The organism is Lutibacter holmesii (assembly GCF_042679665.1).
Classification (GTDB): Bacteria; Bacteroidota; Bacteroidia; order Flavobacteriales; family Flavobacteriaceae; genus Lutibacter; species Lutibacter holmesii.
This window is the reverse complement of record NZ_JBHTMV010000009.1, coordinates 199,289-213,620: the sequence shown is the minus strand read 5'-3', so window position 1 is coordinate 213,620 and position 14,332 is coordinate 199,289. Positions and strand designations below refer to the sequence as shown.

Annotated in this window: 13 protein-coding genes; 2 read left to right on the top strand and 11 right to left on the bottom strand. The window is 32.1% G+C overall.

Features of this window, described 5'->3' with window-relative positions:
- Positions 1-5: 5 nt before the first annotated feature.
- The 8 genes from ACFQ5N_RS13460 to ACFQ5N_RS13425 form a co-directional block, all read right to left on the bottom strand.
- Positions 6-1,796 carry a methylmalonyl-CoA mutase family protein gene (locus ACFQ5N_RS13460; RefSeq protein ID WP_386810225.1) on the bottom strand — a complete coding sequence of 597 codons (1,791 nt, stop codon included), beginning with the start codon at positions 1,794-1,796 and terminating at the stop codon, positions 6-8.
- Between the two features lie 76 nt (positions 1,797-1,872).
- Positions 1,873-3,162 carry an acetyl-CoA hydrolase/transferase family protein gene (locus tag ACFQ5N_RS13455; protein ID WP_386810223.1) on the bottom strand — a complete coding sequence of 430 codons (1,290 nt, stop codon included), beginning with the start codon at positions 3,160-3,162 and terminating at the stop codon, positions 1,873-1,875.
- A gap of 52 nt (positions 3,163-3,214) precedes the next feature.
- On the bottom strand, positions 3,215-4,531 hold the full coding sequence (locus tag ACFQ5N_RS13450) for a sodium ion-translocating decarboxylase subunit beta (RefSeq protein WP_386810222.1): 1,317 nt from the start codon (positions 4,529-4,531) through the stop codon (positions 3,215-3,217).
- Between the two features lie 59 nt (positions 4,532-4,590).
- Positions 4,591-5,010, bottom strand: a complete 420-nt coding sequence (locus tag ACFQ5N_RS13445) for a biotin/lipoyl-containing protein (protein ID WP_386810221.1) — start codon at positions 5,008-5,010, stop codon at positions 4,591-4,593.
- A gap of 2 nt (positions 5,011-5,012) precedes the next feature.
- The gene (locus ACFQ5N_RS13440) at positions 5,013-5,372 is read right to left on the bottom strand and encodes an OadG family protein (protein ID WP_386810220.1); all 360 of its coding nucleotides are present in this window, start codon (positions 5,370-5,372) and stop codon (positions 5,013-5,015) included.
- The gene (locus ACFQ5N_RS13435; RefSeq protein ID WP_386810219.1) at positions 5,372-6,931 is read right to left on the bottom strand and encodes an acyl-CoA carboxylase subunit beta; all 1,560 of its coding nucleotides are present in this window, start codon (positions 6,929-6,931) and stop codon (positions 5,372-5,374) included. Before ACFQ5N_RS13435 ends, ACFQ5N_RS13440 begins: the two co-directional genes overlap by 1 nt.
- A 27-nt stretch (positions 6,932-6,958) precedes the next feature.
- On the bottom strand, positions 6,959-7,360 hold the full coding sequence (gene mce / locus ACFQ5N_RS13430; protein WP_386810218.1) for a methylmalonyl-CoA epimerase: 402 nt from the start codon (positions 7,358-7,360) through the stop codon (positions 6,959-6,961).
- Positions 7,361-7,641: 281 nt separating this feature from the next.
- Entirely contained in the window at positions 7,642-8,598 is a 957-nt protein-coding gene (locus ACFQ5N_RS13425; RefSeq protein ID WP_386810217.1) for an NAD-dependent epimerase/dehydratase family protein, read from the bottom strand.
- Between the two features lie 238 nt (positions 8,599-8,836).
- On the opposite strand from ACFQ5N_RS13425, the gene ACFQ5N_RS13420 reads away from it, so the two are divergent.
- Both ACFQ5N_RS13420 and ACFQ5N_RS13415 read left to right on the top strand, forming a co-directional pair.
- The gene (locus ACFQ5N_RS13420; protein WP_386810216.1) at positions 8,837-9,343 is read left to right on the top strand and encodes a hypothetical protein; all 507 of its coding nucleotides are present in this window, start codon (positions 8,837-8,839) and stop codon (positions 9,341-9,343) included.
- A 3-nt stretch (positions 9,344-9,346) separates the two neighbouring features.
- Positions 9,347-9,868 (top strand): nuclear transport factor 2 family protein, encoded by a 522-nt coding sequence (locus ACFQ5N_RS13415; protein ID WP_386810214.1) that lies wholly within the window; start codon positions 9,347-9,349, stop codon positions 9,866-9,868.
- Here ACFQ5N_RS13415 and ACFQ5N_RS13410 read toward each other — a convergent pair.
- The 3 genes from ACFQ5N_RS13410 to ACFQ5N_RS13400 form a co-directional block, all read right to left on the bottom strand.
- Positions 9,865-10,230: a nicotinic acid mononucleotide adenyltransferase gene (locus tag ACFQ5N_RS13410; protein ID WP_386810212.1), complete on the bottom strand. Its 366-nt coding sequence runs from the start codon at positions 10,228-10,230 to the stop codon at positions 9,865-9,867. The two genes, ACFQ5N_RS13415 and ACFQ5N_RS13410, sit on opposite strands and share 4 nt — an antisense overlap.
- Positions 10,231-10,306: 76 nt before the next feature.
- Positions 10,307-10,780, bottom strand: coding sequence for a regulatory protein RecX (locus tag ACFQ5N_RS13405; protein WP_386810210.1), 474 nt, complete (start codon positions 10,778-10,780; stop codon positions 10,307-10,309).
- A gap of 68 nt (positions 10,781-10,848) precedes the next feature.
- Positions 10,849-14,325 carry an efflux RND transporter permease subunit gene (locus ACFQ5N_RS13400; protein WP_386810208.1) on the bottom strand — a complete coding sequence of 1,159 codons (3,477 nt, stop codon included), beginning with the start codon at positions 14,323-14,325 and terminating at the stop codon, positions 10,849-10,851.
- Positions 14,326-14,332 lie beyond the last annotated feature (7 nt).

Here is a 14,332-nt window from a genome sequence, read left to right as displayed (position 1 = left end):
ACTTCTTAAGATTTTAATGTTTTTTGAACTTTAGTCTGAATTTTAGAAAGTGTAACTAGTACATCTGATCTCATATTTACAACACCATCTAAACCAGCTTCAGTTAATTCATCCATATTTTTTGGAGCACCAGCTAGCAGTAATACTTTGTCTGCAGCAATAGCTCTAAATGCTTTAATAAATGCAACTGCGCTTTCATCGTAATCTTGGTCTGAACTACAAATTACTACAATATGAGCATCTGATTTTGCACTTTCTGTAGCAGCTGCTTCTGCACTTTCAAAACTTTCCTCTTGGTGAACGTCAAAACCGCTAACACCAATAAAATCGTATGCAAAGGCTGCTCTAGCTTTACGCATTGTTAAATTACCAAAGCTTGCTAATTGTACAATTGGACGCACTTTAGTGTCAGCAACTAATTCTTCTGTTTTTCTTCTTAGAGCTTCAATTTCTAAAGAAGCTCTTCTTGGCGTTAATACTTTTGAAGAATCTTGCGCTCCTTCAGAAAGAATATCAACAGCAATAGTTTCCATTAAATTAGGATATTTGTTAACACCTACTAACGGAGTTCTACGTTGGCTAATTAATTTTAATTTTTGTAAACGAATTTCAGCAATTTGAGCTTGAATTGTTTCGTTTTCAAAAGCAGTATAAAAACCACCTTTTGCTTCAATGTCTTGGAATAAAACCAATGCTTTTTCAGCTATTTTTGAAGAAACTTCTTCAATATAGTAAGATCCATCAACCGGATTTGAAACTTTTCCAAAGTAAGATTCTTCTTTTAAAATTGTAGTAATATTACCAGCAATTCTACTTGAAAAGTCTGAAGGGTTTTTAAATTCTTTATCGTAAGCATCAATTAAAACACCATCTACATTTCCTAAAATAGCGGACATTGCTTCAGTTGTACAACGTAATAAGTTTGTTTCAGCATCTGTAACAGATTTTGTCCAAATACAAGTTTTAGCTGTTATGGTATTTGCTAATTCAGCAACTCCATATTTAGCTGTAACTTCAGCTAATAAACTATTGAAAGCTCTAAATTTTCCAATTTCAACAAAGTATTCTAAACCAATTGCAAGTTTAAAGCTTAAGTTGTTAAATATAGTTTGTGCTTCAACACCTTTTTCTGAAAGTTTTTCAATTAAGAAAACTAAAGAGTTTAAAGTGTACGCAATTTCTTGAACTTGGTTTGCACCTGAATCTAAATATTCAGTTCCTGAAATTGTAATTGCTTTAAAGTTTGGAAAATCAGCAGTTAAATTTACTAATGCTGTAGCTTCTTCAATTTGACTTTCATCAAAAGAACCAGTTGTTACATAATTAGAAATGATACCTGTGTTAAAGTATCCTTTTAAATCTTTTCCTTTTGCAACAGCTACTACATCAGTAGCAAAAGCAACAGCGTTTGAAGATAATTCAAAAGCTACTGTTGTTGTATCTAAATCTAAACCATTTAAAAGTGTAGCAGCTGAAACAGTTTCTTTTAAAGAGAAAATGATACCGTTCATACCTTCTTCAATAGCTTTTAAAGCTAATTTGTTTGCACTTTCAACAGTTGTAACTTCAATGCTACGGAAATTAACTAGAGATTGTGAATTTTCTCCTGTATTTTGAAGTTGTTCAATTGTATTCTCAGTGTTGTAGCAAGGTTGAATATTGATACCATTTAAGTTTTTCCAAACTAGTTTTTTATCAAAATCAGCTCCTTTTAAATCTGCGGTCACTCTTTCCATCCACTGCTCAGTAGAGACTGGTGGAAACTCAGGAAAAAGTGCTTTATTTTTATCGCTCATTGTGTGTTAATTTATATGATTTTAAAATTTAGCGTTTTCAAAAATACAAATTTAAAAAACGCTAATTTCAATTGATTTATTTTATCATTAAGCTACTTCCAAATCTTTCGAAAATGGCCTTGTCTAATTCTTCTCTACTATCAGGATGTGCAACGTCTCTTAACGCAACGGCTCTTTGTTTTAGGCTTCTTCCAAATAATTCAGCTACACCATATTCAGTTGCAACAAATCTTGCGTGCGCACGTGTGGTTACCACTCCGGCTCCTGGTTTTAATGTAGAAACAATTTTTGAAACACCTTTAGCTGTTGTTGAAGTAATGGCGCAAATTGGTTTTCCTCCTTCAGATAATGCAGCTCCACGCATAAAGTCCATTTGACCACCTACACCAGAGAACATTCTCATACCAATAGAATCGGCACAAATTTGCCCAGTTAAATCAACTTCAATAGCAGAGTTAATTGCTGTTACAGAAGGGTTTTGACGAATAACTGCCGTATCATTTACATAAGCAATGTCTCTCATTTCAATTTCTGGATTGTCATCCATAAAATCGTATAAACGACGTGTTCCCATTGCGAAACCTGATACAATTTTGTATGGGTTTGCTTTTTTCTTTGAACCGTTTACAATTCCTTTTTCAACTAAGTCTACAATTCCTTCAGCAAACATTTCAGTATGTACACCTAAATTTTTGTGATTGTGTAAGAAAGTTAAAACAGCATTTGGAATACCTCCAATTCCCATTTGAAGCGTTGCACCGTCATCAATAATTTCTGCAATGTTTTTACCAATTGCGCTTTCAGTTTCTGAAGGTTCTACAAATTTCATTTCGTAAATTTCTTCTTCAATTTCAACACAAGCATCAAAGTTTTTAATGCTAATTTGTGCATCTCCAAAAGTACGAGGCATTAATGGGTTTATTTGTGCAATTACTTTTTTTCCTTGCTCAATTCCTGAAAGTACAATATCTACAGAAACTCCTAAAGAGCAAAATCCATGTTTATCTGGAGGAGAAACATTTACCATAACTACATCTAAATCCATATATCCTTGACGGAATAAGCTTGGAATGTCACTTAAAAAAATTGGAATGTAATCTGCGGTATCACCTATGTTTTTACGAATATTTCCACCAATAAAAAAGGCATTTGTATGGAAACTTTCTCTTAATTCTGGAGCTGTATAACCGTGCTCACCTTCAGTATGTAAATGAACAAGTTCTACACCTCTTAATTCTGGAGCACGTGCAACCATCGCTTTTATTAATGCTTGTGGTGTTGCAGACCCTCCTTGAATTAAAACTCTGTCTCCTGATTTGATTAATTTAACAGCTTCATCAGCTGTCATTTTGTTTGGTATTTTCATGTACTTATAATTTGATGTAAGTTGTTTTGTCAACTTTTTTAATAATTAGTTTTTATCCTAAGAAACTTAAAATAATACCTGCTGCAATGGCTGATCCAATTACACCTGAAACATTAGGTGCCATTGCATGCATTAATAAATAGTTACTTGGATCTGATTTTAAAGCTTCAGTATGTACAACCCTTGCACTGTCTGGTACTGCAGATACACCTGCAGCTCCAATAAGAGGGTTTATTTTGTTATCTCCTTTTAAGAATAAATTCATAAACTTAGCAAATAGTAATCCACCACAGGTTGCAATAACAAATGATATTGCTCCTAGTCCAAAAATTAACATAGAATCTTTTGTTATAAAAATATCTGCTTGTGTAGAAGCTCCTACTGTTACACCTAATAAAATTGTAACAATGTCTATTAATTTTGTTCTAGCAGTGTCTGCTAATCTTTCTGTTCTTCCAGACTCTTTTAATAAGTTTCCAAAAAATAGCATTCCTAATAAAGGCAATGCGCTAGGAGAGATAAACGTTGTTAAAATTAAAGCTACAACAGGAAAAATCATTTTTTCTTTTTGAGTTACCGCTCTTGGTGGCTTCATTTTAATTTTTCTATCTTCTTTAGAAATTAATAAACGCATTAAAGGAGGTTGAATTACGGGTACTAATGCCATATATGAATATGCTGCAATTGCAATTGGTCCAATTAAGTTTTTAACAGTGGTACCATCAGCTAAAATGTTTATACCATTTGCTAATTTTGATGAAAGGAAAATTGCAGTAGGGCCATCTGCACCACCAATAATTCCAATTGCACCTGCTTCAGGAAGGCTAAAACCTAAGTATAGTGCTCCTAAAAAAGTTGCAAATACACCAATTTGTGCAGCAGCACCTAATAGCATTAATTTTGGATTGGCAATTAATGATGAGAAATCTGTCATTGCTCCAATTCCTAAGAAAATTAGCGGTGGATAAATTCCTTTTACAACCCCAAAATATAAATAGTTTAATACTGAACCTGCTTCGTAAATTCCTGTTTGATTGCCGGCGACAAAAGGAATGTTTCCAATAATAACACCAGCTCCAATAGGAATTAATAGTAAAGGTTCGTAATCAAATTTAATTCCAAGATATATAAAAACAATCCCAATAATAATCATTAATATATTACCTGATGTTGCATTTGCAAAACCAGTATAATTGTAAAATTGTTGAATCCCATTAAATGCTCCACTAAACGAACTGTCTTCTTGAGTTTCATCAACTTGAATGTTTGAAACAGGAGTGTTAGTAGTGGTGTTTGTGTTTAAACCCAATGCAGGTCTAATAAAAATTAGCAAGGATAGAACACAAAATATTAAAATTACTTTTTTCATTTTTTTCATTTTTTAGAGCTAATCACTTTTGAATTAAAAATAATTAAGCTCAAAATTTTCTATTCTAGTTCTATCATTAATTGATCTTGCAATACTTGTTGTCCAACAGTAATGTTTAAAGAAGTAATTGTACCTGCTTTTTCACAAACAATATTGTTTTCCATTTTCATTGCTTCTAAAACCATCATACGATCACCAACTTTAAGTTGATCACCAACTTTAACGTCAATAGATAAAACTACTCCAGGAATAGGAGCAACAATTCTCGTTTTTTGAGATTTTGGATTTACTTTTAAAGGTTCAGCAGGTCTTTTAGATGCAGCACGAACCAATGTTGGTGTTTTGGTTTTTTTAATCTCTTGTTTCATAACAACATCATAGGTTGTACCATTTACCTCAAGGGTAATAATATTGTCTTCGTGAGATTTTATATTAACCGTATAGCCGTTTTCGTTTACTTTGAATTTATAACTTTTCATACTTATAGTCTGTTTTGAGTTCCGTAAATTTTAGAACTCCAAGGTGAATAAGGTTTTTTAACTTGTTTTATAGTTAAAATTGCGCTTTCGTGATCGTGTTGTTGATCTAAATACATATGCACTGCTGCACCAATAGCCGCAGCAATTTCACCCGTAAAATCTTTATCAGCTTCAACTTTAATTTCTGAGATTTTTTTGTCTTTTCTTTTTGTGGCTATTTTGTAGACATACAACATCACAGGTAATCCATATTTAAATACTAATGATAGTATTAATAATGAACAAAAAACAATTAACAATCCGGTAATTAAAATAACGTAGCCTTCGTTAATTTGATCTGTAACTAATGGAATAAAACTCATTATAATGGGATGTTTGAATGTTTTTTAGGAGGATTTACTTCTTTTTTATTTTGAAGTAATTCTAATGCTCTAATAATTCTAAAACGTGTGTTTCTTGGTTCAATTACATCGTCAATAAATCCGTATTTAGCTGCTTCGTAAGGATTAGCAAATGCTTGCGTGTATTCTTCTTCCTTCTTATCTATATATTCTTGTTTTTCTTCAGCATCTTCAATTTTTCTAATATTAGAACCTTCTAACACTTCAACAGCACCTTTAGCACCCATTACCGCAATTTCAGCAGTTGGCCACGCATAATTTACATCACCACGTAATTGTTTACAACTCATTACATCATGCGCTCCTCCATAAGATTTACGTAATGTAATAGTTACTTTAGGTACGGTAGCTTCACCGTAGGCAAATAATAATTTTGCTCCGTGTAAAATAATACCTCCGTATTCTTGACCAGTTCCAGGTAAAAATCCTGGCACATCAACTAGGGTAACAATTGGAATGTTAAATGCATCACAAAAACGAACAAAACGAGCTGCTTTTCTAGATGCTTCAATATCTAATACACCAGCATAATATTTTGGTTGATTGGCTACAATACCTACAGGGTGACCGTTAAACCTTGCAAATCCAACGCAAATATTACGTGCGTAATTTCTATGAACTTCTGTAAATTCACTGTTATCTGCAAGTCTTGAAATTACATCAACAATATCATAAGGTTGATTAGGATTTTCTGGAATAATTTCATTTAAAGAATCTTCCAATCTATCAATTGGATCATTACAAGTAATAATTGGAGCGTCTTCTAAGTTGTTTGAAGGTAGGTAACTTAATATTTTACGTACCAATAATAAGTTGGTCTCATCATCTTTTGCTAAGAAGTGAGAAACACCAGATCTTGTTGCGTGAATTTTAGCTCCACCTAATTCTTCAGTAGTTACAACTTCACCGGTTACAGTTTGTACCACTTTTGGTCCGGTAACAAACATATAACTTGTTTCTTCAGTCATAATTGTAAAATCTGTTAATGCAGGCGAGTAAACAGCACCACCAGCACAAGGGCCTAAAATGGAAGAAATTTGAGGAATAACTCCCGAAGCCATAATATTTCGTTGGAAAATTTCGGCATAACCTGCTAAAGAACGTACACCTTCTTGAATACGTGCTCCACCAGAATCGTTTAACCCAATAACAGGCACCCCAATTTTCATGGCCATATCCATGATTTTACATATTTTAAGCGCGTATGTTTCAGAAAGTGAGCCTCCAAAAACGGTGAAATCTTGAGCGAAAAGATAAACAATTCGTCCATCAATTGTTCCGTGCCCAGTTACAACTCCATCAGAAAGATAAACTTGTTTATCTAAGCCAAATGACTTTGTTCTGTGGGTTACAAACATATCAAACTCTTCAAAACTATCATCATCTAATAGAATATCAATTCGCTCACGTGCTGTTAATTTACCTTTAGCGTGTTGCGAGTTAATTCGTTTTTCTCCACCACCTAGTTTTGCTTTTGCCCTTTTTTCAATGAGCTCATTAATTTTATCTTGATTTGCCATTTTTAGATTTAACTTATGTAGTGATTCTTATTTAGAACAAAGCTCAGTAAGTACTCCTTGTGTAGATCTTGGGTGAAGAAAACCAATGTTTAAACCTTCAGCACCAGGACGCGATACTTTGTCTACTAATTGAACACCTCTTTCTTCAGCAGTTTTTAAAGCTTCTGAAGCATTTGGAACTGCAAACGCAATGTGGTGAATTCCTTGTCCTTTTTTAGCAATGTATTTTCCTATTGGTCCATCAGGAGAAGTGCTTTCTAACAATTCAATTTTTGTGTCTCCAACTTGAAAAAAAGCTGTTTTTACTTTTTGGTCAACAACTTCTTCAATGCTGTAGCATTTCATTCCTAAAACATCTTCGTAGTATTTAATTGATTCTTCTAAGTTTTCAACTGCAATTCCTATGTGTTCAATGTGTGAAATATTCATAATTAATTATTTTTTAATATTTTAAAGTTATATCCTAAATAAGGATGTTTTTATTTCTTTTTTAAAAGTAGTCAACAAAATTACAAGATACCATATCTTAAAGATATGACAGATGTCATACAATTGGTTAAACAACTGTTAAATTACTAAAACGTTTTAGTAGTTTGGCGGTTATTTAGCTGAGATTAAATTATTGATTTTCAGTTAATTTTATTTTTGACTTTGTGGTGTTGAAGTTAAACAAAACTAATCTGATGCCTTAGGTAAGTATTTGTTATGTGCTATAAAATTTTGTATTTGGCGTGTAAATTTTTAAGCATCGTTTCTGTCATTGAGGTGAGATTGTATTTAGGCTTCCATCCCCAATGTTTTCTGGCTTTAGAGTCGTTAATGCTGCTAGGCCAACTATTGGCAATTTGTTGTCTAAAATCTGGATTGTATGTAATTTTAAATTCAGGAACTATTTTTTTTATTGTTTCAGCAATTTCTTTTGGGGTAAAGCTCATAGCTGCTAAATTATACGAAGATCGTATTTTAATAGTTGCTGGTTTGGCATTCATTATTGCTATAGTTGCAGCAATAGCATCATCCATATACATCATTGGCAATTTAGTTTCTTCACTTAAAAAAGAGGTGTATTTACCTATTAAAAGTGCACTATGGAAAATTTCAACAGCGTAATCTGTGGTTCCGCCACCAGGTTTGGTTTTCCAACTTATAATACCAGGGTATCGTATGCTACGTACATCAACATCATATTTTTTATAATAGTATTCGCACCAACGTTCACCAGTTTGTTTGCTAATACCATAAACTGTTGTTGGTTCCATAATGGTTTCTTGCGGTGTATTTTCTTTAGGTGTTGTTGGGCCAAAAACAGCAATGGAACTAGGCCAAAATAGTTTTTTTATTTTGCCCTCTTTAGCTAGGTTTAAAACATTAAACAATGATGTCATATTTAAATCCCAAGCTTTTTCAGGAAATTTTTCGCCAGTGGCGGAAAGCATTGCTGCCATTAAGTAAACTTCCTGAATGTTATATTGCTCTACTACTTGTAAAATGGTATCATAATCCATAGCATTTACCAATTCAAAAGGTCCAGATTTCATTAGTTTCTTGTTTCCTTCACGAATGTCAGAAGCAATTACAGCATCATTTCCATACAAATTTCGAAGTTTCTGCGTTAATTCAGTTCCAATTTGACCACAGGCACCAATAATTAATATTTTTTTGAGCATATACAAAAATGTAGTTTTGTTAGTTCTATAAATATACTGAAAATTAAAATTGATTGCTAGAGAGGTTGTTTTTTATCAAATTCACATTCTTTTATTTAGTTCTTCTTAATTATTAGTATTTTTGGGCTTAAGAAGTTTTAAAATGAAGTATATATACCTGTTTTTATTCCTAATTTTAATAATTAGTTTTTCTTGTGATTCAAAGAAAACACAAAGCAATAAGGAAACAATTGATTCTTTGGCAGTAGATTCAAATAGAATTTCAAATACAATTTCTGAAACACTTATTCCAAGTGCAAGAAAAGATTTTGAAAGTTGGAAAGAATACAATGATGTTGATGAATTGATTACAGAATATTATAATATTTCTGTTTCACAGGCTTTGGGCAGATCAAGAGAGTTGGAAGATCTTGTGAAATTAATGAAAGATACAATTAGGGTTGATGCTATTGATAAGTTAAATGTAAATGCTCGTTTTAACGTGTTGCATAATGAAACTTTGCGTTTGGTTGATATGGCAACTATTCCTTCAATTACCAATGAGGAAGTTAGTGAAGAAGTAGGGCAAATTATTGAAGTATACGCATCAGTAAATGCTAAAATTAATACTATTTATAAAGCTCGGGATTTGCAAGAAGCATTGGAGATTGATACAGAAGTTCCTGTTGAAATAATTGAAGAGGAAGAGCCCGTTACAAAAGTGAAAAAGAGAATTACTAGAAAACCAGCAAAGTCAATACAGTAAATTATGAAAAAAATTAGCGTTATCATTTTTGTATTAATCGTATGTTTTAGTTGTACAGATAAAGAAAAGATAGTTCAAAAAGTTGAGCCTAAACAAGAAGTGGCAGCTATTAATAAGGTGTTAAATAGTTGGCATTTAGATGCAGCAGAAACAAATTTTGAGAATTATTTTGAAGCAATGTCTTCTAAAAGTGTTTTTGTTGGAACAGATGCAGCTGAGGTGTGGGATGTACAGGAATTTAAAGCGTTTTCAAAACCTTATTTTGATAAAGGAACTGCTTGGGATTTTAAAGCTGTAGATAGAAATGTGTACTTAAATTCTGATGGAAAAATAGCTTGGTTTGATGAGTTGTTAGATACTTGGATGGGTGTTTGTAGAGGTTCAGGAGTATTGAAAAAAACGAACGAAACCTGGAAAATTGAACACTATGTACTTTCTTTAACAGTACCAAATGATAATATTCAAGAGGTAATGAAAGTTAATAAAGTAAAAGATTCTTTATTTTTAAAAAATTATAAAAATTAGTGATCGTCTAACGTTGGTTTCCCTAATTCAGGGGTTACTTCTTCAATGCTTTTTATTACATTGTTTTCGTAAATTACTTTGGTTTTAATGCCTTTATTCCAATAAAACCAAGTTCCTACTTTTACGCCTTTGTCATAAAAGGCAACACATTTTCTGGTTCCATCATTATTATAACTTTCCCATCCTCCGTGTAATTCACCTGTTTTATCGTAAAAACCATGTTGCATAATTTCACCGTTATCATAGTATAAAGTTATTTCAGTAAGATCTCCTTTTATTTCAGTTTTTGGAGTTTTTGAATCTTGAGAAAATGCTGTGGTAGAAAGCAGTAAAAGGCCTATAATAAAAAGAATATTTTTCATGATTTTAAGTTTTAGCAGTTTCTCAAAATTACAAAAAATAATCTTTTTGAGATGTGATTAAAATCAGGATTTGAAATTAGGAAATAAGGGAATTAACCAGCTCAAAAACCAAGTTACTTTCGTAACCTTTGGAAATTAAAAATGTGGCAAGTTTATTTCTTTTTTTAAATGAATTGGGTTCTTTTATGAGTTTTAATTTTTTTGTTGCAATAGTTTGAAGGTTGTTATAATAATCTTCATCATTTATTTCTTTTAAAGCGGTTTTAATATTGTATGCTGAAATATTTTTAAACTTTAAATCGTTAGCAACTTTAATTTTTCCCCATTTTTTAATGTTGAATTTTCCACGCGCATAAGATTTTGCATAGCGTTCTTCATTTAAAAAATTGTGTTGCATTAAATGCAGTATTATTTGCTCTTTAGCTTCAGGAATCATTTTTAAATCATATAGTTTTTGTTCTACTTCTTTATGACAACGTTCCTGATAAGCACAATAATTTTCTAGAAGCCTTGTAGCTTCATCAACAGTATAAGTTTTGTGTTGTTGCATGTATTCAAAAGTAATAAAAAAGGTGTTTCAATAAAATTGAAACACCTTTAGTTTGTTGTAAGTATAATTTATGAAGCTGTTTTTAGCCTTTTTATTTTATATTTTAGTTTAAGTGATAATAGGAAAAATATTGGTACAATTATTAATGTTAAAAAAGTTGCAACAATTAACCCGTAAATAACGGTCCAAGCTAATGGTCCCCAAAATACCACGTTATCACCACCAACATAAATGTTCGGGTCAAATTCACTAAACAAGGTAAAGAAATTTATATTTAATCCTATAGCTAAAGGAACCAACCCTAAAATTGTTGTAATTGCTGTTAAAAGTACCGGTCTTAAACGTGCTTTACCGGCAAGTACAATACAATGGTATGTGTCTTTTAACGATAGAAAATCATCTTCATCTATACCAAGTTCATATTTTTTTCTGTCAATTAGTAATTGAGCATAATCAAGTAATACAACTCCGTTATTAACAACAATACCGGCTAGTGAAATAATTCCCATCATTGTCATCATAATAACAAAAGAATCACCACTAATAACCAAACCACCAAATACACCAATTAAACTTAGTGAGATAGCTCCCATAATAATTGTTGGTTTTGAAATAGAGTTGAATTGGAATATTAGTATAAAAAATATTAATGAAAGTCCTGTAAAAAATGCACCCATTAAAAAGGCCATTTGTTTGTTTTGCTCTTCAATTTGCCCTGTGTAATCAATTTTAATATCAGTAGGTAAATCTTCAAATTCTTTCATAGAATCTTGTATTTGAGCAACTATTGCACCGGCATCTGTGTAGCCTGGAGCAAGTGCAGAATATACAGTTACAACTCTTTGCACGTCTTTGTGTTTAATAGCACTAAACCCTGATGTGTTTGTTTGTTTTGCAACTGTTGAAATAGGAATTTCTTTAATTTTTCCTGAAGAAGGATCTCTAAATGTAATTTTCTGATTGAAAACAGCACTAGAATTGTATCTGTTTTCTTTGTTGAAACGAACATAAATATCGTAATCTTCTCCATTTTCCTTATAAATACCTGCTTTTGCTCCAAAGATTGAGTTTCGTAATTGTTGACCAACTTTCATGGTGTTTACACCTAGTTCACCCGCTTTTTTACGGTCAACAACTACCTGCATTGCAGGTTTATCTTTGTTTACATCAATTTTTAGTTCATCAATACCAGGAATGTTTTTAGAGTTGATAAAATCTCTCATTCTTTCGGCTGTTGAAATAAGCTCGTTGTAATCTTTTCCTTCAATTTCAATATTTACAGGAGAACCTGCAGGTGGTCCGTTGGCATCTTTTTCAACAGAAATTAATACTCCAGGATAAATTCCTACCAATGCGGTTTGAACTTTTTGTCTTAATAATTCACTGTCTTGGCCTTTTCTGTATTTATATTCGCGCATAGAGGCTGTAATTTTACCTTTATGCGGCATTTCTGCAGCAGAACCTCCATCAGTATTTGGGTTTCCAGCACCTTCACCAACTTGAGAAACGGCACTTTCAACCATAAAATTATAGCCATCATCATCAACATATACATCTTCATTTAAAACCTTGAAAACTTGTTTTTCAATAAGTTTGGTAATTTCATTGGTTTTCTCAATATCAGTTCCTTCAGGATATTCAATGTAAACAATAATTTGATTTGGTTTGTTGTCTGGGAAAAATTCCACCTTTGTACGTTGTGAGCTTAACGACCAACCAAAGGCTATAAATGAAATAATTAATAACGCCACAGTAAAAGATGAATAGGCATACATTCTCCAGCCAGATAGTGCTTTGCTTAATGCAGCTTCATAATATTTTTCTAGTTTTGTTAAAATATTTTCTTGGAAATAATTTGCCATTTTTCGAAGGAATAATCTATAAATCCATAAAAGAACAGCTGTGGTAATCATAAGCACACCAAACGTTCTGTATGAACCTCCAAAGAAGGTTATAAATAATCCTATTGCCGAAATAATACTTGTAAGTTTTATGATTTTGTTTGTTGGCATATCTACGTCTTCAATAGTCATAAATTGAGAGACTAACACCGAATTAAAGAAGATTGCAACAAACAATGATGAACCAAGTACAATTGAAAGTGTAATAGGTAAAATAATCATAAATTCACCCATAACTCCAGGCCAAAGTCCTAACGGAATAAATGCGGCAACGGTTGTTGCTGTTGAAATGATAATTGGAAACGCAATTTCACTAATTCCTTTTTTTGCAGCTTCTTTTCTACTCATTCCTTCTTCATCCATAAGCCTATACACGTTTTCAACTACTACAATTCCGTTGTCTACTAACATTCCAAGTCCCATAATTAGTCCAAAAAGTACCATTGTGTTAAGTGAATAGCCAAACATTTCAAGAATCATAAGCGACATAAACATGGACATTGGAATTGCAAAACCAACAAACAAGGCATTTTTAAATCCAAGGAAGAACATTAAAACGGTTACTACCAAAATAATACCAAAAATAATGTTGTTTACTAAATCGTCTACTTGCCCAACAGTTACAGATGATTGATCATTTGCAATAGTAACTTTTAGGTCTGCAGGGAAAACATTTTCTTTCGCATTTTCTACAATTTCTTGAATTTGTTCTGCAGCAACCACCATGTTTTTTCCGGCACGCTTTTTTACGTCTAGCATTACTACTGTGTTTCCAAATTCACGAGCATAGGTGGTTTTATCTTTTGATCTAAAGGAAACTGTAGCAACATCTTTTAAATAAATTGAATTCCCATTTTCAGATTTTACTACAAAGTTTTTTAACTGTTCAGGGTTTTCAATTTCACCAATAATACGAATAGTTCTTCTTTGTCCGCTAGCAATAAAATTACCTGCAGACATGGTAATGTTACCACCACCAATTGAATTTATAATATCATCGTAGCTTACTTTTGCAGCAGTCATTTTAAAAATATCAACTGCAACTTCTACTTCTTTTTCTTGAGCACCTCTAATGTCTACTTGTTTTATTTGAGGTAGGTTTTCAATTTCATCTTCTAAGTATTCTCCAAATTCTTTTAAACGATTGATTGGATAGTCTCCTGAAATGTTAATGTTTGAAATTGGCATTTCTTCAGATAAACTAAGGTCAAATACATTTGGTTCAACTTTAGCACCATTAAAAGTAGGCCAATCTTCACTAGCAGTTTCAGATTCTATTTCATCCTTAACTTTTTGTTTGGCTGCTTCAACGGTTATATTTTCGTCAAATTCTACAATTATAATAGAGTAATCTTCTTGTGATGTTGATGTTATTTCAACAACATTACTTATAGTTTCTAGTTGATCTTCTAATGGAATTGTAATTAGTTTTTCAATATCTTCAGCAGTATTTCCTGAATACACTGAGCTTACGTATATTTTTGTTTCTTTAATTTCTGGGAAGTTTTCTCTTGGCATATTGTAAAATGCCGAGGCTCCTAAAAACAGAATTAAAGCCATTAATACATAGATAGTAGTTTTATTGTCTATTGCCCAGGACGATAGTTTAAACTCTTTATCAATTTGTTTTTGTTGTTTACTCATTTTGATA

What these genes read in the sequence shown, in the direction of transcription:
- ACFQ5N_RS13460 (WP_386810225.1), bottom strand. Translation starts at nt 1,796, where the DNA reads ATGAGCGATAAAAATAAAGCACTTTTTCCTGAGTTTCCACCAGTCTCT.
- ACFQ5N_RS13455 (WP_386810223.1), bottom strand. Translation starts at nt 3,162, where the DNA reads ATGAAAATACCAAACAAAATGACAGCTGATGAAGCTGTTAAATTAATC.
- ACFQ5N_RS13450 (WP_386810222.1), bottom strand. Translation starts at nt 4,531, where the DNA reads ATGAAAAAAGTAATTTTAATATTTTGTGTTCTATCCTTGCTAATTTTT.
- ACFQ5N_RS13445 (WP_386810221.1), bottom strand. Translation starts at nt 5,010, where the DNA reads ATGAAAAGTTATAAATTCAAAGTAAACGAAAACGGCTATACGGTTAAT.
- ACFQ5N_RS13440 (WP_386810220.1), bottom strand. Translation starts at nt 5,372, where the DNA reads ATGAGTTTTATTCCATTAGTTACAGATCAAATTAACGAAGGCTACGTT.
- ACFQ5N_RS13435 (WP_386810219.1), bottom strand. Translation starts at nt 6,931, where the DNA reads ATGGCAAATCAAGATAAAATTAATGAGCTCATTGAAAAAAGGGCAAAA.
- mce (WP_386810218.1), bottom strand. Translation starts at nt 7,360, where the DNA reads ATGAATATTTCACACATTGAACACATAGGAATTGCAGTTGAAAACTTA.
- ACFQ5N_RS13425 (WP_386810217.1), bottom strand. Translation starts at nt 8,598, where the DNA reads ATGCTCAAAAAAATATTAATTATTGGTGCCTGTGGTCAAATTGGAACT.
- ACFQ5N_RS13415 (WP_386810214.1), top strand. Translation starts at nt 9,347, where the DNA reads ATGAAAAAAATTAGCGTTATCATTTTTGTATTAATCGTATGTTTTAGT.
- ACFQ5N_RS13410 (WP_386810212.1), bottom strand. Translation starts at nt 10,230, where the DNA reads ATGAAAAATATTCTTTTTATTATAGGCCTTTTACTGCTTTCTACCACA.
- ACFQ5N_RS13405 (WP_386810210.1), bottom strand. Translation starts at nt 10,780, where the DNA reads ATGCAACAACACAAAACTTATACTGTTGATGAAGCTACAAGGCTTCTA.
- ACFQ5N_RS13400 (WP_386810208.1), bottom strand. Translation starts at nt 14,325, where the DNA reads ATGAGTAAACAACAAAAACAAATTGATAAAGAGTTTAAACTATCGTCC.